Origin of the sequence: Streptosporangium sp. DT93, assembly GCF_049844535.1 — a bacterium.
In the GTDB taxonomy this organism is placed as follows: Bacteria; Actinomycetota; Actinomycetes; order Streptosporangiales; family Streptosporangiaceae; genus Streptosporangium.
In genome coordinates this window covers 1,087,364-1,113,290 of record NZ_JBNCLF010000001.1, presented here as the reverse complement: position 1 = coordinate 1,113,290, position 25,927 = coordinate 1,087,364, and the positions used below count along the sequence as shown (strand labels likewise).

Here is a 25,927-nt window from a genome sequence, read left to right as displayed (position 1 = left end):
GCTGGGGTGATCGGGGCCATAGGCGGCCTCGGTGATGGCCAGCGCCCGCTGCTCCAGCGGCACCGCCTCACCCGGCCGACCCAGAGCATGAAAGCTGCTCGCGAGGTTACCCAGCCCGATGGCGACGGCGGGGTGGTCGGGGTCGTGGGCGGCCTCGGTGATGGCCAGCGCCCGCTCCAACAGCGGCACCGCCTCACCCGGCCGACCCAGAGCATGGAAGCTGCTCGCGAGGTTACCCAACAAGGTGGCGACGCTGGGGTGATCAGGGCCATAGGCGGCCTCGGTGATGGCCAGCGCCCGCTCCAACAGCGGCACCGCCTCACCCGGCCGACCCAGATCCCGGAAGCTGTTCGCGAGGTTACCCAACAAGGTGGCGACGGTGGGGTGATCGGGGCCGTGGGCGGCCTCGGTGATGGCCAGCGCCCGCTCAAACAGCGGCACCGCCTCACCCGGCCGCCCCAGATCCCAGAAGCTGACCGCGAGGTTACCCAACAAGGTGGCGACGATGGGGTGGTCGGGGCCGTGGGCGGCTTTGGCGATGGCCAGTGCCCGCTGGGCGAGATCATGGGCTCGTTGATGCTGACCTTGCACTCGGGTGAAGAGGGTGGCCTGGTTGAGGACGAGGCTGAGTTCGACAGGTTCGCTTCCGTGCCGGTGGCAGGAAACTAAAGCGTCGATGTGGGGCATCAGATCGCGCCAGATCGGCCAGCCACTGACGTTGGAGTCCGGATCGGTCGGTAGCGCCTGATTCACCCAGGTCAGGGCGGTGCGGCGGGCGATGTGCTGGCGAGGATCGTCGTAGTCGAGGCCGTGGTGGATCACGGATTGGAACAGCCGGTGCATGCTGATCGTTTCGGCCTCATCCACTCCGGTCCGGGTGATCATGCTGTAGGAGGCCAGCACCCCCAACGCCTCATCCCACTCTTTCTCTCCGCTTTCCATGGCCTCGTCCTGGTGATCGCCGGGCGGGAGGGCTCCGAGCAGCAGGCGGGGGATGTCGTCGGGGGCATAACAGGCCAGCACCCGCAGGAGGTGTTCGGTGGCCAGGCCGATACGTCGGTCGTGGTCTTGCAGGGCTGTCAGGTGGTGGTGCCACAGCCGGGCCATGATTCGCTCGGCCTCGCCGCCATGCGGGAACCGTGCGTGCGTCCGCGCGGGTTCCTCACGCAGCTGCCGCAGGTAGTGGGTAGGGCTGCGGCGTTGCTGGTGCATGTAGGCCGCCGCCTGCTCCAGCGCCAGCGGCAGATACCCCAGCTCGGCCGCAATGGCCTCCAGGTCAGCCACCTGATCAGGACCGAGCAGCTGGGACTGCTCGATGATCGCGCGCATCAACTCCAGTGCCGGCACGCTGTCCAGCACGGGCAACGCCAGGGGGGTCAGGCCCTGCCAGTAGATATCTCGCCGGGTGGTGATCACCAGGTGGCCGGCTGACAGGCGGTTCAGGTGCGGGCGGATGTCGTCGGGATCTTCGACGTTGTCCAGCACTACCAGCCAGCCGGGATGGGTCTGGAGCCAGTCCATCGCCCAGGTGGCGGCTTGCTCAACGTCGCCGATCAAACCGACCGGTGGGTGAAGCGCCGCGGCTAAAGCGGCCAAGCCCTGGTTCAGGTTGCGTGGGGAGTCAGCGGTGATCCACCACGCCACCGGGTAGCGATCCTGGTAGGTGTGGGCGTACTGGCGGACCAACTCGGACTTGCCTACCCCGCCCATGCCGTACAGCACCTGGCGCACCACCACCGGCGCCCCCTCACCGGTCAGCATCTCCCGCAGTTTTTCCAGCTCCTGGCTGCGGCCGACGAACTGCCAGGCGCGTGGCGCCTCCATGTGGCGTACCGGCTCGTGGGGCCGGACATGGACCTGCCGGGCGGGAAGCAAGCTGCCCGGCTCCAGACGGGGCGCATAGATCGGCGAGTGATCCCCGGTAGTGGCTTGGCCGATGTCACCTCCTGCGGCTACCGCTTTTGCACCTGATGCGGTGACCACCGCTTCCGGTGAGGTCTGCGGCATATCAGGCAGGAGTGATAGGAGACTGATCGCCTGTGGTGACCGAGCCGGTGATGTCGCGTCCGGCTGCTACCGCTCCCTTTCCCGATGCGGTGACCGTGGTGGTGACGGTGCGGCCGGTGGCCGCATCAGCCTGCTCCAGCATGGCCCGCACCTGAGCGGCCAACTCCGGATCAGCCGTCAGGAGTTTTTTGATCTGTACCCGCAAGACCGCTTGAAGATCCTCGTTGTCCGGATCGGCGGCCAGCTCCGCCACCGCCTCGGGCACCTCCGCCTCGGAGGTCACGCCGAAGATGCGTTGCAGCAGCGCACGTCCCCATCCGACCGTGGCGTCCGCAGCCTCCTCGTTGGCCCTGGCCAGCACCGCACCGCCGTAGGCGCCGACCGCCGCCGTGACGTACGGCGACACCTCCTGGGCCAGGGTCACCAGATCCCCGCTCATGCTTTCCAGTCCTCCCCATGCGTCATGACGACCCCTGACGGCATGCTCATGGCACCCCTCACACCATGAACGACTCTAATCACCAAACCCCAACCAACACTGGCAAAGCGTCAACTTCGATCCACTCTGCGTTATCCGTTGGCAAGGCTCGACGAAGGAGAGCCGCGGCAGCCGATCGCCCCAACCGGCTACGGCCAGCGCCGAAGTGAGCGATCGTCACGGCCGCCACCACGACGACATCGGCAAAGAGCTTCCTCATCTCGCAAGTTCTGGGTCACGTCCAGCGAAGTGGTGTATGAGTTGACCTTCGCGTGATCCTGTTTCCGCAGGTTAAGCGGTAAGTGTCTGCGGGATGGGATTGTGCTGCGGTGTGTCGCCCACGATGACGCGCATCCGGGTCTTGGCGAGAACGTCCAGGCCCATGTAGCGGCGGGCCTCGGTCCACTCATCGCTTTGTTCGGCCAAAACCGCACCAACGAGACGGACGATCGAGGGCCGGTCGGGGAAGATTCCGACCACGTCGGTGCGGCGGCGGATCTCCTTGTTCAACCGCTCCTGCGGATTGTTCGACCAGATCTGCCGCCAGACCTCTCGCGGGAAGGCGGCGAAGGCAAGGAGCTCGTCGCGGGCGGCGTCCAGGTGCTCGCACGCGGCCGGATACTTGGCCTCCAGCGCGTCGATCACCCAGGTGTGCTGGGTGCGCACCGCTTCGCTGGTGGGCTGGTCGAAGATGGTGCGCACCAAGGTCGCCACCCACGGTTGCGCCGACTTGGGCACCGTGGTCAGCAGGTTGCGCAGGTAGTGGGTGCGACAGCGCTGCCAGGACGCGCCCGGCAACGTCGCGCCGATCGCCGCCACCAACCCGGTGTGAGCATCGGAGATGACCAGCTGCACCCCGCTCAGGCCGCGGCTCACCAGGCCGCGCAGGAACGCCAGCCAGCCCGCGCCGTCCTCGGCCGAGGTGACCTCCAGGCCCAAGATCTCCCGGGTGCCGTTGGCGTTGACGGCGGTGGCCACCAGGACGTGCACGTTGATGATCCGCCCGCCCTCGCGGACCTTCTGCGTCAGCGCGTCCAGCCACACGAACGCATACGGACCCCCATCCAGCGCCCGGCTGCGAAAGGCCTCGACCTGAGCGTCGAGGACCTTGGCCATCTCGCTGACCTGGCTTTTGGAGATGTGCTTGATGCCCAGCTGCTCGACCAGCTTGTCCACCCTGCGCGTCGAGACCCCCAGCAGGTAGGAGGTGGCCACCACGCTGATCAGTGCCTGTTCGGCCCGCCGCCGGCGCTCCAGCAGCCACTCGGGGAAGTAGGAGCCCGAGCGCAGCTTGGGAATCGCGAGCTCGACGGTTCCGGCGCGGGTGTCCCACTCGCGGGAGCGGTATCCGTTGCGCCGGTTGGTGCGCTCCTGGCTGCGGACGCCGTACTCGGCGCCGCACACCCCGTCGGCCTCGGCCGACATCAACGTCTCGGCCATGGTCTTCACCATGGATCGCAACAGATCCGGGTCGCTCTGCTGGATCTGTTCCGCCAGCCAGGTCGCAGGGTCCACACTGTTGTTTGCGGCCATCGCTTTCTTCTCCTTCGATCTTGTAGTTCGCACTCGAAGGATCACGCGATGGCCGTCCTCATTTCACGGCGCCACGCCCACTACCTGGGGAAACTCGTACACCACCTCCGTGGACGCAACCCCGGGGAACACGGTTCCCTGCTCGTGTGCCCAGAGGGTTTGGAAGTTGGCGGCCGGGACGCTCAGGCCGTGTCGGCCGGCCGCCTGGCGCAGTCGCTCCCCTGCGGCTTCGAGGGTGAGGCCGTGTGCGTCGCGGTGTTCGCGCAGGCGGGAGGGTATCCAGCCGGGTCGCTGGGTCGTCTTCGATTGCATACTTTCGCCTTCACGCTTCGGGGACGGTGCGCGGCGTGCGGTCGTGCATGTGAAAACGCATGTGTAAATGGTCGTTGAGGAGAACTGAAGAAGCTTAACTAGATCGGCGTGATACCGGAAACCCCCAGCTCACGGTGAACTTAGGGCATCGCGAAACGCGAAACACACCGCAGAGCAAGGGAGGAACCGATGAACGCCGACCCCCAGCGGATCATCTGGGAATTGACCGCGATTCGGGCAGAGCTGGACGAGTTGGCCTGCCGGATCGGTGAGATCACTTTGGCTCTGCGAAGACTGCCGCCTCCAGAGCGGCGAGTCGATCCCCCAGCTCTCTGATGCTCTGGCGCGTCTGGGCGAGCTGCTCCAGGATCTCGGCGTTCACGTCCAGCGTCTCGGGCTTGGAGGTCTCGGCGGGGACCTGGCGGACGAACACGCCCTTGCCCTGCTGGCCGATCACCAGTCCCTCGGTGCGGAGCACGCTGATCGCGGCCTTGACCACGCTGGCGGAGACGTCGAAGCGCTCGCCGAGCTGGGCGATGGAGGGCAGGGCCATGCCGGGGGCGAGTGAGCCGGCGCGGATCTGGCCGCGCAGCTCGTCGACGATCTGCAAGTAGGCCGGCTGGCCGGTCTTCTCCGCCATCTATGTCTCGTCTCGTCGCATCTGCCGCACCCGCTGCGTCGTGATGCACCGTCCTGCACCACGACTCCAGTTCAGCACACCCCGGTAAAGAAACCAACCAAGCCGTCAAGGAACTCATTGACAACATAGAATTCCAAGTGTTCTATGTGTTCCAAGAATCCCAGCCAGCAAAGGAACGATCATGCGCGCCATCCCCATCCCCGTCGACGTCACCAAGCTCCAGATCACCTGCGTCAAGGCCGCCAAGCCCCGCCTCGTCAACAAGGACACCGGCGAGATCAAGCGCGACAAGGACGGCAACGTCATGTACGAACTCACCTTCCTGTTCGAGGACGACCTCGGCCGGATGGAGCTCGTCAAGGTCAACACCACCCCCGAACCGCAGATCACCCCCGGCGAGGAGGTCGTCCCCGTCGACCTGGTCGGCTACGTCTGGGAGCAGGGCGGGCGCTGGGGCATCTCCTACCGCGCCTCCGCCTTCCACCCCGCCGGCGCTTCCCTCACCTCCGGAGCGGGGGCGAACCTGTGATCACCCTCGACCACCCCCTGTTCAAACTACTCGCCATCCTGCTCACGCTCATCGCCTGGCGCCGCTGGGCCCCGGCCTCCTACTGGTACGCCCTCGTCTTCCCCCGTAAGGCCATCTGGCTGCGCTGGACCTGGCGGCACGTCGCCTCCGGCTGCGGGCTGACCAAGAAGCGGCACCGCTGGTGGTTCACCACCGTCCCCGGCCTGGTCGCCTCCACCGGCGTCGTACGCGTCAAGCGACGCTTCCAGCGGGTCGCCGTCGACACCAAACCCTGGATGGGCCTACCTCGGCCCGTACGGCACGGCTTCCGCATCACCTTTCACCTCCTCGACGGCCAGGTGCCCGACGACTACGCCAAGGTCTGTGAACGACTCGCGCACGCCTGGCGCATCGAGGCGGTTCGCGTCGTCGGCTCCCGCCCCGGCCGCGTCACCCTCCAAGGAATCACCCAAGACCCTCTCACTCACGTCGCCCCCGCCTGCCCGCCGGCCGAACCACGCGACGGCTGGCGGGCCGAGGACCTGCTCCGGCCCATCGTCGGAGTCCTGGAGACCGGCGCGGCCTGGCGAATGGACCTGCGGCTCATCCCGCACTGGATGAACGCTGGCGCCACCCAGTCGGGAAAGTCCAACCTGATCAACGCCCTCATCGTCGGCCTGGCCCCACAACCGGTCGCCCTGGTCGGCTTCGACCTCAAAGGCGGCGTCGAACTGTCGGCCTACGCCGCCCGGCTCACCGCGCTGGCCACCACCCGCACCGAGTGCCTCGACCTGCTCAGCGACCTGATCGCCGTCATGGGCGCCCGGATGCTGGCCTGCCGCCGCTACGGAGTACGCGACATCTGGCAACTCCCCGACGCCGCTCGCCCCATCCCCGTCGTGGTCCTGGTCGACGAACTGGCAGAGCTGTACCTGACCGCCGACAAAGCCGAAAAGGACCAGGTCACCCGTACGGCCACCGCACTGCTCCGCATCGCCCAGCTCGGCCGCGCCTTCGGCATTCACCTGATCCTGTCCGGCCAACGCATCGGCTCCGACCTCGGCCCCGGCGTGACAGCGCTGCGCGCCCAGATCGGCGGACGGGTCTGCCACCGCGTCAACGACCCCGAAACCGCCGTGATGACCCTCGGCGACCTCGACCCCGACGCCCTCGTAGCCGCACGCTCCATCGCCCCCGAACTGCCCGGAGTGGCCGTGATCACCGGCTCCGACGGCCGCTGGTACCGCGCCCGATCCGGCTACGTCTCCACCACCGCCGCCGAACAAGCCGCGGACGCCTACGCCCATATGGCTCCCTCGTGGAACCAGGTCGCCGCCTCCGGCCTCGGCCACGAGCTGCCCAGCGCCGACACCGTCGAACTCACCGCCTGACCTCTCAGACCTGGAAGGAGAACCACCGTGACCGCGACCGCGCCTCGCCTGGCCGTACGGCTGGCCGACTCCGCACCGGTACTGATCCTCGCGGCGATCGCCGGCGCGGCCAGCTTCACCCACATCCGCGACACCGCCACCGAACACGGACAGTCCGGCCCAATGGCCTGGGCCGTGGCCGTCTGCGTCGACCTCACCTGTGTCATGGCCGCCCGGGAACGGCAACGCGACAAGAAGAACGGACGGGAACGAGACGGCTGGATCTCCTGGCCGACCCTCGTCCTCATCGGCGGGATCGTCCTGTCCCTGGCCGCCAACCTCGCCCAGGCCGAACCCTCGCCCTGGGGATGGATCACCGCCGCAACCCCGGCCGGCGCCTTCCTGATCGCGGTCTCCATGCTGGAGCGCCGCGCCTCCGAACCCCGTCCCGAACCGTCCCCGGCACTCGTTCCCGTTCCGAACCCCGTACCGCAGACCCCGGCCAGACCCGCCGCACTCGTTCCCTCGCCCGCTCCCGCCGTACCGGATCAGAACGACACCGAGAACGGCCAGAACGGCACCGAACCGACGGGCGAACTCCTCGACTACGCGCGCCGCGTCGCCGACGAACACCACGCCCGACACGGCAGACCCATCACCCGCGACACCCTGCGCACCCGCCTCGGGGTGTCCAGTCAGCTCGCCTCCGACCTGCTGCGCACCCTGCGCGACAGCCCCGAACCCGCATGACAGCGAAAGGACACCCCATGAACACCACCGACCACCGCGCCGCGATCATCGCCGGACTCCGCGACCTGGCCGTCTTCCTGGAAGCCAACCCCGCCGTCCCCGTCCCGGTCTTCCCCAAGCTCCTCTACTTCGCCGCGGGAACCGACCCCGACATGTGCGCCGAGATCGACGCCATCGCCGAAGTCCTCGGAACCGGCATCGACCCCGGCGACATCGACTACGGCCACTACCGGACCGTCCGCGCCTTCGGGCCGGTGCAGTACTCGGCCGTGGGCGTCCTCGCCCTCGCCAAGGCACGCCACGACGCCAACAGCTCGTACATGGGCTGCGTCACCCCCGACCCCGTCCCCTCGTCCCGTACCGCCTGACCAGGAAAGAGCCCCCCATGCGCATCCGCCTCGACGGCACCTACGCCGAAATCGTCCACGCCGCCAACAAGATCCGCACGATCCTCCCGATCGGTTCGATCTCGCCGATCATCCCGCTCCACGAGCGGCCACACACCTGGCGCGTGTTCCTCGATACCGCGCCCAAGCGCACCGGAAGCAGGTGGATCACATGACCGACACCCCCGACTCCTCGCCCCTCGACATCACGCCCAAGCGCTGGCGGTGCTGCCACTGCGGCGGGACCGGAGTCGACAGCCACGGCCAGACCTGCGAGCACTGCGAGGGCCTCGGCTTCAGCTGAGAGTCCTCGGCGCCCCCGGCGTGACCACACATCCGCCAAGACGTCCGCCACGTCGGGGGCCATCCCACACCGAACATCCACAGCCCGGAAGGGACACCCCATCATGCCAAACCCCCACGCGGTAGCCGGGATGATCACCCGGCTCCACGACCCCCAATACGCCCGCTGGGCCTCCCAGATCCGCCGAACCGGCGGCTGCCGACAGCCCATCCACCTGCGCGGCCACGTCCACCACCTCGACCCCGCCACCGGCAAGCGCCTGCACAGCTACACCACCACGACCGAACCTGACGGCATCCTTCGCGTCCCCTGCAAGACCCGCCGCGCCTCCCGCTGCCCGGCCTGCGCCGAGACCTACCGGGCCGACACCTACCAACTCATCCGCGCCGGCCTGACCGGCGGCAAAGGCGTCCCGGCCTCGGTCACCGCGCACCCCTGCCTGTTCCTCACCCTCACCGCCCCCTCCTTCGGCGTCGTCCACACCCGGCGAGAGAAGAACGGCACCGTCCTGCCGTGCCACGCCCGCCGCGACGCGACCACCTGCCCACACGGACGCTTCATGTCCTGCACCGCCCGGCACGGCACCGACGACAGTCGCCTCGGCGAACCGCTCTGCCCCGACTGCTACGACTACACAGGCTCGGTGCTGTTCAACGCCACCTCCCCGGAGTTGTGGCGGCGCTTCACCGAAGCTCTTCGCCGACGCGCCGCCAAGAACGCAGGGCTGACGCAGCGAGAGCTACGGCAACAGGCCGTCATCTCCTTCGCCAAGGTCGCCGAGTACCAGCGGCGCGGCGTCGTCCACTTCCACGCGGTCATCCGCGTCGACGGCCCCGAAGGACCGGCCACGACTCCACCGGCCTGGGCGACGGCCGACCTGCTGACCGACGCCGTACAACACGCCGCCTCCGCCGTCGCGGTCACCGTCCCCGCGATACCCGGCGAACCCACGCGAACCTTCCAGTGGGGCACCCAACTCGACGTCCGCGAGATCACCATGACCGGCGACCTCACCGACCAGGCCGTAGCCGCCTACATCGCCAAGTACGCCACCAAAGCCGCCGAGTGTGTTGGCACTCTGGATCGGCGCATCAACCCCCTCGACGACCTGACCGCCCTGCCGATCCGCGACCACGCCCGGCGCCTCATCGCCGAGTGCCTGCGCCTGGGCGCCCTCGACGAACTGACCGAACTCCGGCTCATCAAATGGGCGAACATGCTGGGCTTCCGCGGTCACTTCTCCACCAAGAGCCGCCGCTACTCCACCACCCTCGGCGACATCCGCGCCGCCCGCACTGAGTACATGCGCGGGGAAGCCATCACCACCGGCCGCCTGCCGCTCTTCGACGAAGACACCGTGCTCGTCGTCTCGCACTGGGAGTACGCCGGACAGGGCCACTCGGCCGGTGACGCCCTTTTGGTAAGCGCTCTTACCGGAAACCGCCTCGCTGCTTTGGGAGGCGTCCGTGAGTAGTCCCGCGTTGCTCACCGTCCCGCAAGCCATGACCGCTCTCCAGGTCAGCCGGTGGACGCTCTACCAGCTCATCCGCTCCGGCGAACTCGATTCGATCGTGGTCGGCGTGCGCTGTCGCCGTATCCCGGAATCCGCCCTGAACGACTACGTGAACCGACTCTGTGGAAAGGCCGCCTGATGGGCAAGCGCTCGAACGGTGAGGGTTCGGTCTTCCCGTACAAGGATGGTTGGGCCGGCTACGTCTGGATCGTCACGCCAGAGGGCAAGAAGACTCGCAAATGGGCCTACGGAAAGACCCGCGAGGAGACCCACGAGAAGTGGCTCAAACTCCACGACCTCGCGAGCAAGGGACCGGTACCGACCAAGCACCCCACCCTCGCCGCGTACCTGACACGCTGGCTCGCCGAGGTGATCGAACCCAACCGGGAGCCGACCACCTACGCCGGTTACGAACCGCTGGTCCGGCTCTACCTAATCCCCGGTCTCGGCAAGAAGCGGCTTGACAAGCTCACGGTTCGCGAGGTTCAGACATGGCTGAACACGCTGGTCACGCTCTGCACCTGCTGCGACCAGAAGAAGGATCACCAGCGGCCGGAAGCCAAGCGTCGGTGCTGCTCCAAGGGAGAGTGCTGCAAGGGGTATCCGTCCCGGAGCACGATCGCGAGCATCCGCCGCATCCTGCGATCGGCTCTCAGCAACGCCGTCCGCGAGGAACTGATCGCCAAGAACGTCGCCGCACTGACCGTCCTGCCCAACGCGAGCAAGACCAAGAAGACCAAGAACCACGGCGTGTGGAACGTCGACGAGGCGCGGAGGTTCCTTGAACACCTGCGCTCGGTGGACGAACCGCTCTACGCCGCGTACGTGCTGATCCTGATTCTCGGCCTGCGGCGAGGCGAGGTACTCGGACTCGCCTGGGACTGCGTCGACCTCGACGGGGAACAGCTCTGGATCTCCCGCCAGCTCAACCGAGTCCGCGGTGAGCTCCTCCACCGGGAGACGACCAAGACTGAGGACTCGACGGCCTCTCTACCTCTGTTCGGGCTGTGCATAGCCGCTCTCCGGGATCGTCAGCGAATCCAAGAGCAAGCCCGCCAGGATGCCGGGGAGAGGTGGAAGGGGTCCGACCTCGTGTTCACCACGAAGAACGGAACCCCCATCGAGCCGCGCAACTTCTACCGGTCCTTTGAGCGCTACTGCGAGAGGGCCGGTGTCCCTCGTATCCGCGTCCACGACACCCGGCACACCTGCGCCTCGCTCCTGGCCGCCCTCGATGTTCACCCTCGGGTCGCGATGCGCATCCTCCGACACTCGCAGATCTCGGTGACCATGAACGTTTACACGCAGGTCCCCTCCCCAGAGACCCGCAAGGCTCTTGACCTGCTAAATCAGAGTCTTAACGGTTGATTCCGCCATAGCCCGCTACTGCTCGAAAAGCGAAGGCCCCTCATGTTGAAAGGGCCTTCGCTTTGTAGTTGCGGCAGGAAACGCTCAGCTTCTAAGGCGGTGGGATCACTGGTTCTCATAGTGGCGCCGCCGTCACGATCCATACATCTTCGACTATATGTACCTTTTGTCGGAAAACAAGGCATGGATAGCGTAGTTGGTATACCCTTCACCGCTTGACAGGGCTACAGGTAGAACCTTTCCAGGGAGCCGCCCGGCTCTAGAGATCAGGAAGGATCCAAAAAATGCCTATCGAGTGTCCGGACTGCGGCAAGAGGTTCTATGCGCCCCAAGCCCACAGGCGGAAGCGTTCCACTGACCCGAGTGCACTCGTCGCACTCCCCCCGCTCGACGAAGGAGATGACTGGCTCACGACCGAACAGGTCGCAGCGAAGCTCGGGATTAAGCCGGCCAGCTTGCCCAGCATGGTCTTCCAGGGGAGGTTCCCGAAGGCAGATTGCAAGTGGCGGGGACGTAACTACTGGAAGCTCTCCACGCTGGAGTACCCGCAGGCCGAGATGATGCCGCCCGAGGGGTGGCCTGAGATCGAGCCTTCAGACTTGCCGCCGCGGGGAGGCAAGGGACAGTTCATCAAGATCGAAAAGGTTGAGATCAACTTCCACCCCTGAGAAGGGCAAGGAACAGCCTCGGACGAACGGGCAACCTAGTGAAACGTCCGGAACATCGCAGAGCAACGCGACAGGGCAGGCACCGCAGGTCGTGAAACTGAGGCTCCTTGACCAGCTAAACCACAGTCTCGACGACGCTACCTGAGGTCGTTGCTGTATTTCGCTGCTGTACGGACACGAAAAAGGCCCTCCGGGATCTTCCGGAGGGCCTCTGACCTGGAGCCGCCTTGGGGAATCGAACCCCAGACCCCTTCATTACGAGTGAAGTGCTCTGGCCGACTGAGCTAAGGCGGCGTGCCGTGTCTTTCGACATGACCTACGGCAGTCTACAGGCTTCCAGGGGCTCTCCGCGCCCCGGAATCAACCGATCTTGGGGCAGCGGATGCCGTCCCGGGGGACGGCCAGATCGATCAGGTAGTCGTCCACGAGGCGGTCCACGCACGCCGAGCCGCTCAGGTAGGCGGTGTGCCCGTCGCCGTCGAAACCGACCAGGACGCCCGAGGAGAGCTGGGACGCCAGCGCCTCGGCCCACTCGTACGGCGTGGCCGGGTCCCGTTCGGTGCCGACGACCATGATGGGCGGGGCGCCGGGGGCGTCGATCCTCCCCCGCTCCTCCCCCTTGGCCGGCCAGTACGCGCAGGGCAGCGCGCTCCACACGACGTACGCCCCGAACAGGGGTGACCTTTTCACGGATTCACGGGCCGCGGCCGCGTAGGCGGCCGGGTCGCCGGGATAGGGGGCGTCGACACAGTTGACGGCGAGGTTCGCCTCGGTCTGGTTGGCGTACTCCCCGTCCTCCCTGCGGTCCATCAGCCAGTCGGCCAGGCGCAGCAGGGGGGTGCCGTCGCCCCGGAGCGCCCGGTCGAGCGCCTGGCGCAGGGTCGGCCAGGCCTGCCGGTCGTAGAGGGGAGCGATCATGCCGAGGACGGTCCAGGCCTGGGTCACGGTACGGCCGTCGCCGGTCGAGTTGGCCAGGGGGGCGGCGTCCGCGCGGCGGAGCAGGCCGGCGACCTCCGCGCGGGCGGAGGCGACGGACCCGGTGAAGGGACAGTCCGTGACCCGCAGGCAGTCGCTCAGGAAGGAGTCCAGGGCGACCTCGAACCCGTGCGCCTGGGAGGCGCCCACCTCCAGCGGGCCGAGCGAGACGTCCACGGCGCCGTCCAGGACGAGGGCACGGACCCTGTCGGGGAAGAGGTCGGCGTAGAACGCCCCCAGTTGCGTGCCGTACGACTTGCCCAGGTAGGTGAGGCGGGAGTCGCCGACGGCGGCGCGCAGCATGTCCATGTCGCGGGCCACGTCGGCCGTGCCGACGTGCGGCAGGAGCCTGGCCGAACGGGACCGGCATCCGGCGGCGAAACGCCGCGAGCCCTCGACGAGCGCGGTGACCTCCTGCGGCGAGTCGGGCGAGCCGTCCAGGCCGACGTAGGCGTCCAGCTCGGACGAGGGCAGGCACCGGACCGGGACGGACTCGCCGACACCGCGCGGGTCGAAGCCCACGATGTCGAAACGTTCCCGCAGGGCCTCGCTCACCACGGTGCGGGCGGCGCGCGCGTACTGCACCCCGGAACCGCCGGGTCCTCCCGGGTTGATCAGGAGCGAGCCGATCCGCCGTCCCGAGGCGGGGAGCCGGACCACGCTGAGTTCGATCCGCTCGCCGTCCGGCCTGGCGTGGTCGAGCGGCACGGCGAGCCGGGCACACTCGAAATCGTCCCCGCACCCGTCCCAGTCGAGCGTGGCACCCGGACCGGCGGTACCGCGATCACCGCCGCCCGCGGAGCCGTCGTCGCCGCCGGTGCAGGCTCCCGCGAGCAGGGTCAGCGCCACCAGCACGGCGGCCGCACGCGATCTCACGCCTTGTCGCTCCGCTCACAGGTCGTCAGGTCGCGTATCGATCCGGCGTGGGGGACCGGTCGTGCGACGTCCGAGATGGCGAGTCCGGTTCTCCGGGACGCGCGTTCACTCCCATTCTCCCCGACGGAAACGCTCGTCCTCCCCGGCGGACGGGACGACGGTCAGCTCTCCGGCCTGCTCCGGGCGGGACGACGGTCAGCCCTCCGGGCCGCCCTCGGCGACCTTCACCGCGTCCCCGTACGCCGCGTCGTGCTGCTTGCGCGGGGAGCACACCGACGCCGACGGGCACGCGCAGCGCCGGCCGCCCTCCTCCAGGCGGACCACGACGGAGTCGGAGGGCACGTTGCGGCCCACGACCGTGCCGGCACCCTCCGGGGTCTCGACCTTGAGCCCGACGCGGGGCATCCTGCTGTGCGCGTCCAGGTAGAGGGGGTGCTCGTACTTCAGGCAGCACATCAGCCGCCCGCACGCCCCGGCGATGCGCAGCGGGTTGACCGGGAGGTCCTGGTCCTTGGCCATCCGTACGGAGACCGGCTCGAAGTCCTTGAGGAAGGTGGCGCAGCACAGGTCGCGCCCGCAGGGACCGATGCCCCCCTGGAGGCGGGCCTCGTCGCGGGGGCCGATCTGGCGCAGCTCGACCCTGGCGCGCAGGTTGCGGGCCAGGTCCCGGACCAGGGCCCGGAAGTCGACCCGCTGGGGGGCCGAGAAGTAGACCGTGTAGACGTTGTCGTCGTCCACGTAGTCGACGCCGACGACCTTCATGGGCAGCGTGTGCCTCTTGATCAGGCGCTTGGAGACGCTGCGCGCCTCGGCGCGCCGCCGTTTGTTGGTCTCGTCGCGGGCCAGGTGCTCCTCACCCGCGATGCCCGCGCACACCGGCAGACCGCCGACGTCCTCGCTCGTCCACTGGGGTGCCCAGACGCACTCGGCCACCTCCGCCCCGGCGTCGGTGGGGACCAGCACCTTGTCCCCGACCTTCGGGCTGTGCTCGCCGGGATCGAGGTAGTACAGCCTGCCGTAGCGGGTGAAGCTCACCGCCATGATCATGCTCATGAGGCTCCAAAGCTGGGGGGACGGCTCCCGCTCACCCTACGCTTCACACCGGGTGAAGTGGGGGTGTCCGCCCGGCCGGGAACGGGCGCCCCCACCGCGCGGGCACGGTGACCCGCGCCTTCGGCGAAGGAGACCGCACCGTCGAGCACGCCTTCGGTGCGGCAGGCCGCCCCCGCCGAGCGCGACGGACCGTCCGCCGTCGTGCTCAGCGGCCCAGTTCGGCGAAGGACTTCTCCCAGCGGTCGGCGATCGTGGAGATGTCGTAGTTCCTGGCCGCCCGCAGGGCGTTCTCCGCCATCCGGTGGCGGCCCTCCTCGTCGTCGATCATCCGGATCAGTCCCTCCGCGAGGGCGTCCACGTCGTCGGCCGGGACCAGCAGGCCGTTGACGCCCGAGGTGATGATCTCGCGGGGACCCCGGGGACAGTCGAAGCTGATCACGGGCACCCCGGAGGCGAACGCCTCGATGATGGTCATGCCGAAGCCCTCGAAGCGGGAGCTGACCGCGTGGATGGACGCCTTGGCGAGCTCGCCCTGGATGTCGCCGGTGGAGCCCATGAACGTGACGTTGTTGTGCAGGCGGAGCTTGACCGACAGCTTCACCAGCTTGTCGCCGACCCGGCCCTCGCCGTAGATCCGCAGCTTCCAGTCGGGACGCTCCTCGGCCACCCGGACGAACGCCTTCAGCAGCCGGTCGTACCCCTTGACCGGCACCAGCCGGCCCGCCGCCAGCACGATCCGGTTCTCCTGCCGGGAAAGGGGCCGCGGCCCGCTCGGCAGCCCGTTGCCGATGGTGAACACCCGGGTGGGCGCCCCGTCGAGCATGTTCCGGTAGTCGTGCTCGTCGGCCTCGGTCAGGGTGACGACCGCGTCCAGCTTCGGGTACCACGTCCGGATCTCCTCGAAGATCCCGGGCTGGTGCGCCTCGAAGTGCAGGTGCTCCTGCGCGATGGTGACGACCCGCTTGTGCGCGAACCTCGCGGCCATCAGGTTCAGCCCGGCGCGGGTGGTGATCAGCACGTCGCTGCGGAGCCTGCGGAGTTCGCGTACCAGCACCGCGTCGCTCCAGGCGCTGAAGGAGGCGTAGGCGCGCTCCTCGGGGTGGATCAGCGCGCTCTCCTGCGCGCTCAGGCGCTCGGCCTTCCTCCTGTACGGCCAGCGGACCCTGGCCCCCTCGCGCAGATCCACCAGCGAACGCAGCCTGACCCGGGGGCCCAGCGGCAGGAAGGGCCGGTCGGCGTGCTGGAAGACGCTGACGATCTCGACCTCGTGCCGTTCCGACATCGCGGTGGCCAGGTCGAAGGTGGCGCGGATGGTGCCGCCCATGCCGTAGGCGTTCAGGATGAGAAAGGAGATCCTCACGAGGTCGCCTCCTCGACGCTGACCGCGACGGCGAGGCTGTCGGTCTCGGTGTAGTACGGCCGGACCCGGATCTGCGCCACCCGCTGGGCGGGGAAGCGGACCTTGGTCTTCTTGTCGACGATGTCGTCGAGGCGGGTCGCCAGCGGCAGCCGGGTTCCGTCGATCTCCGCGTACAGGTCCCAGAAGACCCGGTTGCGCACCTGGTTCACGGTCATCGGCTCGATCTCCAGCGCTCCCTCGAACCACCGCCCCTGGAAGCTCGCAGGACCGCTCACCGGCTCCGGCCCCCGCCGGGCCACGGCCACCAGCCGGGCCTCGCCCCGGATCGGGTCGCCGTACGCGATGGCGCCCTCGGCCTGGATCACGCCGTCGTCCGCGGTCACGCGGATCACCTCGACGTACGGCTCCACCTCGCGTACCCGCAGGCCGAGCGTGCCGGCGGGGGTGCGGAAGGCTCTGATCTCCCGGCTTCGGCGGCTCTCGGCGTAGGCCCAGAGTCCGTCGAGGGAGAAGCCCGGGTCGTCGGTGGCGACGGGCTCACCCCCGCGGAAGGCCGTCCAGTCCCCGGGGGACAGGACCGTCAGATCCGCCGCCGGGCACTCCTCGCCGCTCTCCACGTGCCTCAGGACGATCTCCGCGTCGAGCGGCTGCGGCCACTCGATCCTCAGCGTGTCGTCGTCGTCCACGCGGCTCGTCACGGCCCTTCCACCGACGGGTGGAACCACCCCGTGACGCGCCTCGATGCTCACCAAGAAGTCCCCCGGTCCTCGCTGCCCGCCCCCGCGCAGCAAGATAGTTCCAATGATTCATAACGAAAGTGCTAATTTTCGTCCGTGGATCTTAACGACTCACATCTCCACTTTGAGTGGACTTAGCAGAGAATGGTTCCATCTAATCGGAAAAAAGCGGATAGTGACCACTCGGGTGGTGGTCCGTACTCCCTCAACGGCCGATATCGCACCCGCCTGACCTGGGCATGCCGGGGAATTCCACCTCAGCTCATCCGGACTCGGACGCCACCGGACCGGAGGGGCGCCCTCGGAACGGGCCGCGACCCGGAGCGCGGGCCGAGAACGGGATCACGACGAATCAGGGACGACCCCCGGACGGGCCGCGACACGAAATCAAGATCGAAACCGGCACGGCACCCACGGCACGACACCGTCCACACGCACGGCACGCACGGCACGCACGGCACGCACGGGGCTCGCACGGGGCTCGCACGGGGCACAACCCGGCGCGCACGGCCGTACGGGCCACGGTGCCGCGAATCACGACGGGCCCGCGGCCCTCGTCGATCACGGCGCCCCGGTCCCGCAGATCGCGACATGGAACGCCCCCCGCGGATCACGACGACGGGACGCCCCACCCCCGCGAGTCACGACACGGGACGGGTCAGAGCCGGGGCCGGTGCAGCGAGATGGTCATCGACTCGACCGCCATCTGCGGGCTGACGTTCGCCGACAGCCGCCTGCGGCAGCTCATGATCGCATCGATCCTGAGCAGGGTGTCCTCCGGCGTGGAGGCGCGGGCCAGGTCCTCCAGGTCGGCGCGCCGGTCCTCGCTCGCCAGCTCCACCTCGGCGCCGAACTGCACCGCCAGCACGTCGCGGTAGAACGCCACCAGGTCGAGCAGTGCCGCGTCGATGACGTCGCGCTTGGTACGGGTCGCCCGCGACTTCTGCCGGTCCTCGAGATCCTTGAGCGCGCCGGCGCCGCCACGGATCAGGCCCCGGTTCAGCCCCTTGCCGGTGGAGCCCTCGCCGTAGACCTGGCGCAGCTCGGTGATCTCCGACTCGTTCAGCGTCGAGGTGACCGCGGCGGCCTCGTCCTCGGCGGTCTTGACCAGCCGCTCGGCGGCCGTCACGCACTCCCCGATCCCGGTCAGCGAACGGGGGATGGACAGCACCGCCTCGCGCCGGTCCCGCGCGGGCTCGTCCAGGGCGAGACGGCGAGCGCGGTCGAGGTGTCCCTGCGCGGCCCTGGCGGCGAACTCCGCCATCGCCACGGGCACGTTCTCGCGCGTGGCCAGCACGTGGGCGACCGCCGCACTGGGCGGGGTGACCAGCGTGACGAGCCGGCAGCGCGACCTGATGGTGATCATCATGTCGTCCGGGGAGGGCGCGCAGAGCAGCCACACCGTCTTCGGCGGCGGCTCCTCGATGGCCTTGAGCAGCGCGTTGGACGCCCCCTCGGTCGCCCGGTCGGCGTCCTCGAACAGCACCACGCGCCAGCGGCCCAGCGTGGGCGCCCCGGCCGCGCGCAGGATGAGCCGGCGGGTGTCCTTGATGCCGTACGAGAGGCCCTGCGGGCGGACGATCTCCAGGTCCGGATGGGAGCCGACGGCCACCTGGTGGCACATGTCGCAGTGGCCGCACCCCTGGTCGGGGCAGAACAGCGCGGCGGCGAACGCCCGCGCGGCCTCCTCCCGGCCGGACCCGGGCGGGCCGGTGAAGAGCCAGGCGTGGGTCATCCCGGCGCCGCGCCCACCGGCCAGCAGGTCGGCCGCCGCCGCCGCGGCCCGGCTCAGCGTCACCGAGGCCCGCTCCTGCCCCACAAGGTCATCGAAGACTCCCACGTCCCCCAACCTACCGCCGGTACCGGTCGGCGGACCCGGCGTCGCCACGGACGACCGGTGACGCTTCTCGACCACCGACGACCGATGCCCCCTCAGCCGATGACGCCCGCCGCCCGGTGACGACCGCCGACCGGCGACGGTCCCGGCCTGTGACGACCGGCCGACGACGGTCCAGGCCGATGGCAGTCCCGACCGGTGACGGTTCAGACCGGTGACGGTTCAGACCGGTGACGGTCCACGCCGGTGACGGTCCCGGCCGACGACGGCCGTCAGTCGCGGATCGCGGGGATGGTCCCGGTGACGTCCTCGGTCTCCCGTGGCACCGGGTCCGGCAGGATCTCACGGACCCGGTCGTGGATGATCAAGGAGACCTGGTTCTGCGGCAGGGTCCCGTCGACCACCAGGTAACGCTCGGGCTCCGCGGCGGCCAGCGACCGGAACTCGCGGCGTACGCGCTCGTGGAACTCGCGGGGCTCGGACTCGATGCGGTCGGCGGCACCGCCCAGCCGGGTCAGCCCCACCGACGGCGGGACGTCGATGAGCACGGTGAGGTCGGGGGCGAGCCCGCCGGTCGCCCAGCGGTTGATCATGACGACGTCCGCGGGCTCCAGCTCGCGGCCCGCGCCCTGGTAGGCCAGCGACGAGTCGACGTACCGGTCGCAGACCACCATCGCCCCCCGGTGCAGTGCCGGAACGATGATCTTCTCCACGTGCTCGGCCCGGTCGGCCGCGTACATCAGCGCCTCCGACCTGGCCGACAGGCCCTGGTGCACGGCGTCGAGCAGGATCGCGCGCAGCCGCATGCCCACCTTGGTCGAGCCCGGCTCGCGGGTCTGCACGACGTCGAAGCCCTGGTCCCGCAGCCAGATCGCCAGCAGCCTGGACTGGGTGGTCTTGCCCGACCCCTCACCGCCCTCGAACGCGATGAACGTGCCGCGCGCCCGCTCGGCCGCCTCGGGGGCGTACCCCCTGCCGCGCACCGCGGCGATCAGGTCCGCGACGATCGAGACGCCCCCGCGGTCGTCCATCTGCCGCAGCGCGACGATCCCGACGACCGCGGCGAGCAGGCCCCCGATCAGCAGCACCAGGTTGGAGCCGTCGAAGGTGTAGACCGGGTCGGGGCCGACGAGGATCTCGCGCCTGCCGAACAGACCCGCCAGGGTCGGCGCGACCGCGACCACCACCAGCAGGGTCACCCGCGCCAGCGACTGCAGGAAGGAGAACGTCCGGCCCCGCAGGTTGTCGTCCACCTCCAGCCCGATCATGGTGTACCCGATGATCCAGGCGATCCCCGCGCACGCGCCGAGCAGCACGGTCAGCAGGACCACGATCACCAGGTTGTGCACGAGCGCGATCGCCACGAGGAGCAGCCCGGCCACGATGATCGACAGGCCGAACATTCTCCGCCGCGACAACTCCCTCAGCAGCCTGGGCCCGAAGAACATGCCGCACGCCATGCCGACGAAGACCGACCCGAAGACCACGCCGTACGCCGCGTCGCCGCCGCCCAACTGGCCCACGTAGAGCTTGGCCACCCCGACCACGGCGCCGCCGCCGGCGAAGGCGCCCAGCATGCCGATGATCAGGCCGCGGACCAGCCGGTTGCCGCCGACGAACCGCCAGCCCTCGACGATCTGCCGCAGCACCGACGGGGTTCCGGCCGCGTCCGGCGCGACGGTCCTCGGGATGTCCTTGAGCGAGAAGATGATGACGGCCGAGATCAGGTACGCGAGCGCGTTGACGAACAGCGCGAGGTACGTCTCACGCTGGGCCAGGAAGGGCACCACCCGGCCCAGCACGTCGTCGGCGAGCGAGAGCATCGCGAACAGCAGCGCGGCGACCGGGGCCGTCCCGTAGGTGACCAGCAGGTTGAGCTGGTTGGCCTCCTCCAGCCGCTCCCTGGGCACCAGGTTCGGCACCGTGGCGTCCTTGGCCGGCACCCAGAAGAGGTTGACGCACTCGACCAGGAAGGTGGCGACGATGATCCACTGATAGCTGCCGACCAGCGGGATGGACAGCACCAGCGCGAAACGCAGCAGGTCGCAGAAGAACATCGTCAGCCGCCGGTCGAACCGGTCGGCGAACACCCCCGCGAGCGGGCCCAGCACGATGGCCGGGAGCATCTTCGCCACGAAGACGCCCCCGATGGCCATGCTCTGGAACTGGTAGCCGGAACCCGCCGTGAGATTGCCCGCCAGGGCGGTCAGCGCCAGCAGGTTGAGCCAGTCCCCCAGGCTGCACACCGACATCGCCGTCCACAGCTTGCGGAACGGGGCGTTGGCCAGCACGTGGGGGGGTTTGCGGCGCGTGGTGCTCCGGCCGGGGATGGTCATGGTGTCAGCGTATCCAGGTGCTCGCCGGGCGGGGGAGGACAGGTGTCGGGCGTGAACGCACGGTCTGCCCGTTGGATGAGGGTAGTACCTCCCCCGTGCGCGTCGCAGGCGGCGTACGCGAAAAGAAGCACCGGGTGCCGGTGTTCCTAGAGTTTCTCGTTCCGGATCTCAAGAAGGGTTATTTCGGGCGGAGCTCCCACCCGGACCGGTGGCCCCCAGAAGCCCGCGCCCCGCGTCACGTAGACCCGGGTGCCGCCCACCTCGCCGAGACCGGAGACGACCGGCTGCTGCAGCGGGATGACCAGATTGAAGGGGACCATCTGCCCGCCGTGCGTGTGGCCGGACAGCTGGAGGTCCACGCCGTACCCGGACGCCTGGACGGCCTGGACCGGCTGGTGGGCGAGCAGGACGGTGGTCCGGGACCGGTCGCGCCCGCCCAGGGCCCGCTCGAAGTCCGGGCCGTCGCCCGAGGGCGTACCGCCGATGTCGTTGACCCCTGCCAGGTCGAGGACGGCCCCCGCGTGGGCGATCTCGACGCGCTCGTTGCCCAGCGGGCGCACGCCGAGCCCGCGCAGCTCCTCGACCCATTCGGCCGGGCCGTTGGCCGTGTAGTACTCGTGGTTGCCGGTGACGAAGTAGGCGCCGTAGCGCGATTCGAGGTCGCGCAGCGGCCTGGCCAGCGGGCCGAGCTCGGCCACCGTGCCGTCGACGAGGTCGCCGACGACCGCGACCACGTCCGCCTCCAACGAGTTGATCATACGGACGATCCGCCGGGTGTGCGCGACGCCGGTGAGCGGGCCCAGGTGGATGTCGCTGACCACCGCGAACCGCAGGCCGTTCAGGCGCGGGTCCAGCCGGGGCAGCACGACTCCCACCCGCTCGATCACCGGGTCGCCGAGGGCCGTACGGACCCCGTACCCGACCGCGCCCAGTGCCCCCGCTCCGGCGGCCGCCGCGGCCGTACGGGCGATGAACAGCCTCCTGGTGATCCCGGTCCTCGTGGGGGCGTCCGCGGCGGGCGGTGTGCCCCCCGCGCCGGGAACGACGATCACACCGCCGACCTCGGTCCCGCTCCCGCCGACCTCGGTCCCGCTCCCGCCGACCTCGGTCCCGCTCCCGTCGGCTTCGGCCCCGCTCCCGCCGTCCTTCTCGTCCACGATCCTGTCCGCGGGCGTCCCCGCGCCCCCGATCCCGGCACCGACCTCGGTCCAGGTACGGGTCCGGGTCCGCCGGGTCCCGGCCTCCGTCCCGATCGCGGCTTCGGTCCCGGCACCGGTCCTGGCTCCGGCCTCGGTCCTGGCCCCGGCCTCGGTCCTGGCCCCGGCCTCGTTCTTGGCCCCGGCCTTGTTCTTGGCCCCGGCCTTCCGGGGCTCCGGCGGCGATTGCGTCCGCCGGTCGAGCGCGCGCACGGTCAGCAGGGCCACGGCCCTCGGGATCTCCAGGACCACCAGGAACACGAACAGGTAGAACATCGACGCGATCCAGAAGAACCCGGGCCACGCCAGGAAGTGCCCCCACTCGCTGCGCGAGGCGACCAGCGTCACCGGGGCGAGCACGGCCAGCCCCACGAGGATCCACGTCAGCACCCGGCGGACCCGTCCGGGCCGCGTGGTCGAGCGGATCAGGCGCCGCCACAGGTAGTAGTGGACCACCGTGATCGCGCAGATGACCAGCGACACGAAGCCCACGATCGTCACTCGCCCTCTACCCCGGAACCCGCCGGCGGTCTCCGGCGCGTTCCGAAGAACGCCCGGGACCGCGAATGCGTTCCCCGCGCCGATCCCGGCCCGGCTTCGCCCGGTCCCCCACCACCCCGGTTTCCACCACGCCCCGACCTCCGGCCTGGCCCCGAGCGCCGATCCCGGCCCGGCTTCGCCCGGTCCCCCACCACCCCGGTTCCCGCCACGTCCCGCCCCCGGCCTGGCCCCGACCCTCGGCCCAGCCCTGTCCCATCCCGGGCTCGTGCTCGGGTCCAGGCTCGGCCCCGGTTCCGGGCTCGGCCCCCCGGCTCGGCCCCGTCCGATCCCGGACATGGACCCGGTCCCCGGCTCGGCCCCGGTTCCGGGCTCCGGAACCCCGGGGCCGGAACCGGAGGCCGGTCATCCGGTGGCGTCAGGCCTTCGCCTTGGCCTTGGTGGCGCGGGGTCGCTTGGGCGCCGGGCCGCGGGCACGACGGTCGGCGAGGAGCTCGGCGGCGCGTTCGGTGGTGATCTGCTCCACCTCGTCACCCTTGCGCAGGGAGGCGTTGGTCTCCCCGTCGGTGACGTACGGCCCGAACCTCCCCTCCTTCACCACGATCGGCTTCTTGGAGACGGGGTCCTCGCCCAGCTCGCGCAGCGGAGGCGCCGCGGCGGCCTGCCTGCCCCTCGCCTTGGGCTGGGCGAACAGCTCCCCGGCCCGCTCCAGGGTGACCGTGAACATCTCCTCCTCGGAGGCCAGCGAGCGCGAGTCGGTGCCCTTCTTGACGTACGGCCCGAACCTGCCGTTCTGGGCGGTGACCTCCTGGCCGTCGATCTCCCCGAGCACCCGCGGGAGCGAGAGCAGCTTCAGGGCGTCGTCCAGGGTGACGGTGTCCAGGGACATCGACTTGAGCAGCGACCCGGTGCGCGGCTTGGGGACGTCGGCCTTCTTCGTCCGCTTCTTCGTGCCCGTGCCCGTCGTCTCGGCCGGAGGCGGCTCCTCGGGCAGGACCTCGGTCACGTACGGGCCGTAGCGGCCGTCCCTGGCCACGATCACGTGACCGGTCACCGGGTCCTTGCCCAGCTCCCGGTCGCCCGTCGGGCGGGAGAACAGCTCCTCGGCCATCTCCGCGGTCAGCTCGTCGGGGGCCAGGTCCTCGGGCACGTTCACCCGGACGCCGTCGCGGTCCAGGTACGGGCCGTAGCGGCCCACCCGGATCATGATGTCGGTGCCCCTGATCGGGAAGGAGCTGATCTCCTTGGCGTCGATCTCGCCGAGGTCGGTGACCATCTCCTTGAGACCCTCGTCGCCGTCCACGCCGAAGTAGAACCGGCGCAGCTCCGGCACCCGCTCGGCGCGGTCGTTGGCGATGTCGTCGAGGACCTTCTCCATGTCGGCGGTGAAGTCGTAGTCGACGAGGTTGCCGAAGTGCTGCTCCAGCAGGTTGACCACCGCGAACGCCAGGAAGGACGGCACCAGGGCCGTGCCCTTCTTGAACACGTACCCGCGGTCCAGGATCGTGCCGATGATCGACGCGTACGTCGACGGCCGGCCGATCTCCCGGTCCTCCAGCTCCTTGATCAGCGACGCCTCGGTGTAGCGCGCCGGGGGCTTGGTGGCGTGCGAGAGCACGTTCAGCGTGGAGGCGGTGAGCGGGTCGTTCTCCGCCAGGTTGGGCAGGCGCTTCTCGGAGTCGTCGCGGTCGGTGGAGGGGTCGTCGGCGCCCTCCACATAGGCCTTGAGGAAACCGTGGAAGGTGATGGTCCGCCCGGAGGCGCTGAACTCGACCCGCTCGCCCGTGCTGGAGGTGCCCTCGGCCTTGACGGTGACCGACTCGCCGACCGCGTCCTTCATCTGGGAGGCCACGGTCCGCTGCCAGATGAGCTCGTACAGGCGGAACATGTCGCCGCTCAGCCCGGTCTCGCCCGGCGTGCGGAACTCCTCGCCCGAGGGACGGATCGCCTCGTGCGCCTCCTGGGCGTTCTTGACCTTGCTGGTGTACACGCGCGGCTTGTCGGGCACGTAGGCCGAGCCGTAGAGCTTGATCGCCTGGCTGCGGGCGGCGGCCACGGCGGTCTCCGACAGCGTGATGCTGTCGGTTCGCATGTAGGTGATGAAGCCGTTCTCGTACAGGCGCTGGGCGACCTGCATGGTCGACTTCGCGGAGAAGCCCAGCTTGCGGCTGGCCTCCTGCTGCAGCGTGGTCGTCCTGAACGGCGCGTACGGCTTGCGGGTGTACGGCTTGCGCTCGACCGACCTGACCTTGTACGACACCCCGGCCAGCCGCCCGGCCAGCGCGGTGGCGGCCTGCTCGTCCAGGTGGAGCACCCCGGCGCTCTTGAGCGTGCCGGTGCTCGCGAAGTCACGCCCCTGGGCGACGCGCTTGCCGTCCACGCCGGTGAGCATGGCGGTGAACTCGTGCGGGACCTCGTCACGGCCGGTGTCGAGGAGCGCCTGGAGGTCCCAGTAGCTCGCGCTGGTGAACGCCAGGCGTTCGCGCTCGCGCTCCACCACCAGCCGGGTCGCCACCGACTGCACGCGCCCGGCAGACAGCTTGGGCTTGACCTTCTTCCACAGGACCGGGCTGACCTCGTAGCCGTAGAGGCGGTCGAGGATGCGCCGGGTCTCCTGGGCGTCGACCAGCCGCAGGTTCAGGGTGCGGGGGTTGGCCACCGCCTCCTGGATCGCCCGCTGCGTGATCTCGTGGAACACCATGCGGTGAACCGGGACCTTGGGGTTGAGCACCTCGCGAAGGTGCCAGGCGATCGCCTCGCCCTCGCGGTCCTCGTCGGTGGCGAGATAGAGCTCGTCGGCGTCCTTGAGCAGCTGCTTGAGCTTGCTCACCTGGGCCTTCTTGTCGTGGTTGACGACGTAGAGCGGCTCGAACTCGTGATCCACGTTCACGCCGAGGCGTGCCCACGACTCACCCTTGTACTTCTCCGGGATGTCGTCGGCCTTCTCGGGGAGGTCGCGAATATGCCCGATGCTGGACTCCACGACGTAGCCGCGGCCGAGGTACCCGGCGATGGTCTTCGCCTTGGAAGGCGACTCGACGATCACCAGGCGGGTTCCGCCGGCGTTGCCGTTCTTGGCTGGCACGCTGCTTCCTACCTCGCTGTTCGCATTCGTTCCCCGTTTTCTTCCCCTCGGGTTACCCGATCTCGCTCGGGGGCACTCCCAAGGGAAGCCGTAAGGACGCAGAATAAAGCCCTATGAGTGTCGACGTCCCTCGGCCC

The 25,927-nt window shown here is 69.3% G+C and carries 22 protein-coding genes and 1 tRNA gene; 10 read left to right on the top strand and 13 right to left on the bottom strand.

The features are described 5' to 3' along the window. The 4 genes from fxsT to ACLQ2R_RS05330 form a co-directional block, all read right to left on the bottom strand. Positions 1–2,007 (bottom strand): FxSxx-COOH system tetratricopeptide repeat protein (gene fxsT / locus ACLQ2R_RS05345; RefSeq protein ID WP_425958144.1); only part of this gene is annotated, 2,007 nt, incomplete at its 3' end. 1 nt (position 2,008) lies between these two features. After that, entirely contained in the window at positions 2,009–2,446 is a 438-nt protein-coding gene (locus ACLQ2R_RS05340) for a hypothetical protein (protein ID WP_425958143.1), read from the bottom strand. Between the two features lie 330 nt (positions 2,447–2,776). Further along, on the bottom strand, positions 2,777–4,018 hold the full coding sequence (locus ACLQ2R_RS05335; RefSeq protein WP_425958142.1) for an IS256 family transposase: 1,242 nt from the start codon (positions 4,016–4,018) through the stop codon (positions 2,777–2,779). Positions 4,019–4,604: 586 nt separating this feature from the next. Further along, positions 4,605–4,970, bottom strand: a complete 366-nt coding sequence (locus ACLQ2R_RS05330) for a winged helix-turn-helix domain-containing protein (protein ID WP_425958141.1) — start codon at positions 4,968–4,970, stop codon at positions 4,605–4,607. 181 nt (positions 4,971–5,151) lie between these two features. On the opposite strand from ACLQ2R_RS05330, the gene ACLQ2R_RS05325 reads away from it, so the two are divergent. From ACLQ2R_RS05325 to ACLQ2R_RS05280, 10 genes are all read left to right on the top strand, one after another. Continuing rightward, entirely contained in the window at positions 5,152–5,499 is a 348-nt protein-coding gene (locus ACLQ2R_RS05325; RefSeq protein WP_362851177.1) for a hypothetical protein, read from the top strand. Then, entirely contained in the window at positions 5,496–6,869 is a 1,374-nt protein-coding gene (locus ACLQ2R_RS05320) for an FtsK/SpoIIIE domain-containing protein (RefSeq protein WP_425958140.1), read from the top strand. The genes ACLQ2R_RS05325 and ACLQ2R_RS05320 overlap by 4 nt, the downstream gene beginning before the upstream one ends. A gap of 27 nt (positions 6,870–6,896) precedes the next feature. Continuing rightward, entirely contained in the window at positions 6,897–7,598 is a 702-nt protein-coding gene (locus ACLQ2R_RS05315; RefSeq protein WP_425958139.1) for a DUF2637 domain-containing protein, read from the top strand. A 17-nt stretch (positions 7,599–7,615) separates the two neighbouring features. Next, positions 7,616–7,966 carry a hypothetical protein gene (locus ACLQ2R_RS05310; RefSeq protein ID WP_425958137.1) on the top strand — a complete coding sequence of 117 codons (351 nt, stop codon included), beginning with the start codon at positions 7,616–7,618 and terminating at the stop codon, positions 7,964–7,966. 17 nt (positions 7,967–7,983) lie between these two features. Then, entirely contained in the window at positions 7,984–8,160 is a 177-nt protein-coding gene (locus ACLQ2R_RS05305) for a hypothetical protein (RefSeq protein WP_344899363.1), read from the top strand. Next, the gene (locus ACLQ2R_RS05300; protein WP_425958136.1) at positions 8,157–8,288 is read left to right on the top strand and encodes a hypothetical protein; all 132 of its coding nucleotides are present in this window, start codon (positions 8,157–8,159) and stop codon (positions 8,286–8,288) included. Before ACLQ2R_RS05305 ends, ACLQ2R_RS05300 begins: the two co-directional genes overlap by 4 nt. A 103-nt stretch (positions 8,289–8,391) precedes the next feature. Continuing rightward, positions 8,392–9,762, top strand: coding sequence for a replication initiator (locus ACLQ2R_RS05295; RefSeq protein WP_425958135.1), 1,371 nt, complete (start codon positions 8,392–8,394; stop codon positions 9,760–9,762). Continuing rightward, positions 9,755–9,940, top strand: coding sequence for a helix-turn-helix domain-containing protein (locus ACLQ2R_RS05290; RefSeq protein ID WP_425958134.1), 186 nt, complete (start codon positions 9,755–9,757; stop codon positions 9,938–9,940). Before ACLQ2R_RS05295 ends, ACLQ2R_RS05290 begins: the two co-directional genes overlap by 8 nt. After that, the gene (locus ACLQ2R_RS05285) at positions 9,940–11,169 is read left to right on the top strand and encodes a site-specific integrase (protein WP_425958133.1); all 1,230 of its coding nucleotides are present in this window, start codon (positions 9,940–9,942) and stop codon (positions 11,167–11,169) included. The genes ACLQ2R_RS05290 and ACLQ2R_RS05285 overlap by 1 nt, the downstream gene beginning before the upstream one ends. 284 nt (positions 11,170–11,453) lie before the next feature. Then, positions 11,454–11,837, top strand: coding sequence for a hypothetical protein (locus tag ACLQ2R_RS05280; RefSeq protein WP_425958132.1), 384 nt, complete (start codon positions 11,454–11,456; stop codon positions 11,835–11,837). A 217-nt stretch (positions 11,838–12,054) separates the two neighbouring features. Here ACLQ2R_RS05280 and ACLQ2R_RS05275 read toward each other — a convergent pair. The 9 genes from ACLQ2R_RS05275 to topA all read right to left on the bottom strand — a co-directional run bounded on the left by ACLQ2R_RS05275 (position 12,055) and on the right by topA (position 25,790). Beyond that, a tRNA-Thr gene (locus ACLQ2R_RS05275) sits at positions 12,055–12,131 on the bottom strand. 66 nt (positions 12,132–12,197) lie between these two features. Beyond that, entirely contained in the window at positions 12,198–13,688 is a 1,491-nt protein-coding gene (locus ACLQ2R_RS05270) for an alpha/beta hydrolase (protein WP_425958131.1), read from the bottom strand. A gap of 195 nt (positions 13,689–13,883) precedes the next feature. Beyond that, positions 13,884–14,741 carry a PSP1 domain-containing protein gene (locus tag ACLQ2R_RS05265; protein ID WP_425958130.1) on the bottom strand — a complete coding sequence of 286 codons (858 nt, stop codon included), beginning with the start codon at positions 14,739–14,741 and terminating at the stop codon, positions 13,884–13,886. 205 nt (positions 14,742–14,946) lie between these two features. After that, positions 14,947–16,101: a glycosyltransferase family 4 protein gene (locus tag ACLQ2R_RS05260; RefSeq protein ID WP_425958129.1), complete on the bottom strand. Its 1,155-nt coding sequence runs from the start codon at positions 16,099–16,101 to the stop codon at positions 14,947–14,949. Further along, positions 16,098–16,799: a hypothetical protein gene (locus ACLQ2R_RS05255; RefSeq protein WP_425958128.1), complete on the bottom strand. Its 702-nt coding sequence runs from the start codon at positions 16,797–16,799 to the stop codon at positions 16,098–16,100. The genes ACLQ2R_RS05260 and ACLQ2R_RS05255 overlap by 4 nt, the downstream gene beginning before the upstream one ends. A 697-nt stretch (positions 16,800–17,496) precedes the next feature. Next, positions 17,497–18,678, bottom strand: a complete 1,182-nt coding sequence (locus ACLQ2R_RS05250) for a DNA polymerase III subunit delta' (RefSeq protein WP_425958127.1) — start codon at positions 18,676–18,678, stop codon at positions 17,497–17,499. A 269-nt stretch (positions 18,679–18,947) separates the two neighbouring features. After that, complete coding sequence (gene tmk, locus ACLQ2R_RS05245; RefSeq protein WP_425958126.1) at positions 18,948–21,011, bottom strand: dTMP kinase; 2,064 nt, start codon at positions 21,009–21,011, stop codon at positions 18,948–18,950. A gap of 146 nt (positions 21,012–21,157) precedes the next feature. After that, a complete protein-coding gene (locus ACLQ2R_RS05240; RefSeq protein WP_425958125.1) occupies positions 21,158–22,708 on the bottom strand; it encodes a metallophosphoesterase in 1,551 nt (516 codons plus the stop codon). A 415-nt stretch (positions 22,709–23,123) separates the two neighbouring features. Beyond that, a complete protein-coding gene (topA, locus tag ACLQ2R_RS05235; protein WP_425958124.1) occupies positions 23,124–25,790 on the bottom strand; it encodes a type I DNA topoisomerase in 2,667 nt (888 codons plus the stop codon). Positions 25,791–25,927: the final 137 nt, after the last annotated feature.

What these genes read in the sequence shown, in the direction of transcription:
- ACLQ2R_RS05340 (WP_425958143.1), bottom strand. Translation starts at nt 2,446, where the DNA reads ATGAGCGGGGATCTGGTGACCCTGGCCCAGGAGGTGTCGCCGTACGTC.
- ACLQ2R_RS05335 (WP_425958142.1), bottom strand. Translation starts at nt 4,018, where the DNA reads ATGGCCGCAAACAACAGTGTGGACCCTGCGACCTGGCTGGCGGAACAG.
- ACLQ2R_RS05330 (WP_425958141.1), bottom strand. Translation starts at nt 4,970, where the DNA reads ATGGCGGAGAAGACCGGCCAGCCGGCCTACTTGCAGATCGTCGACGAG.
- ACLQ2R_RS05325 (WP_362851177.1), top strand. Translation starts at nt 5,152, where the DNA reads ATGCGCGCCATCCCCATCCCCGTCGACGTCACCAAGCTCCAGATCACC.
- ACLQ2R_RS05310 (WP_425958137.1), top strand. Translation starts at nt 7,616, where the DNA reads ATGAACACCACCGACCACCGCGCCGCGATCATCGCCGGACTCCGCGAC.
- ACLQ2R_RS05305 (WP_344899363.1), top strand. Translation starts at nt 7,984, where the DNA reads ATGCGCATCCGCCTCGACGGCACCTACGCCGAAATCGTCCACGCCGCC.
- ACLQ2R_RS05300 (WP_425958136.1), top strand. Translation starts at nt 8,157, where the DNA reads ATGACCGACACCCCCGACTCCTCGCCCCTCGACATCACGCCCAAGCGC.
- ACLQ2R_RS05295 (WP_425958135.1), top strand. Translation starts at nt 8,392, where the DNA reads ATGCCAAACCCCCACGCGGTAGCCGGGATGATCACCCGGCTCCACGAC.
- ACLQ2R_RS05285 (WP_425958133.1), top strand. Translation starts at nt 9,940, where the DNA reads ATGGGCAAGCGCTCGAACGGTGAGGGTTCGGTCTTCCCGTACAAGGAT.
- ACLQ2R_RS05280 (WP_425958132.1), top strand. Translation starts at nt 11,454, where the DNA reads ATGCCTATCGAGTGTCCGGACTGCGGCAAGAGGTTCTATGCGCCCCAA.
- ACLQ2R_RS05265 (WP_425958130.1), bottom strand. Translation starts at nt 14,741, where the DNA reads ATGAGCATGATCATGGCGGTGAGCTTCACCCGCTACGGCAGGCTGTAC.
- tmk (WP_425958126.1), bottom strand. Translation starts at nt 21,011, where the DNA reads ATGACCATCCCCGGCCGGAGCACCACGCGCCGCAAACCCCCCCACGTG.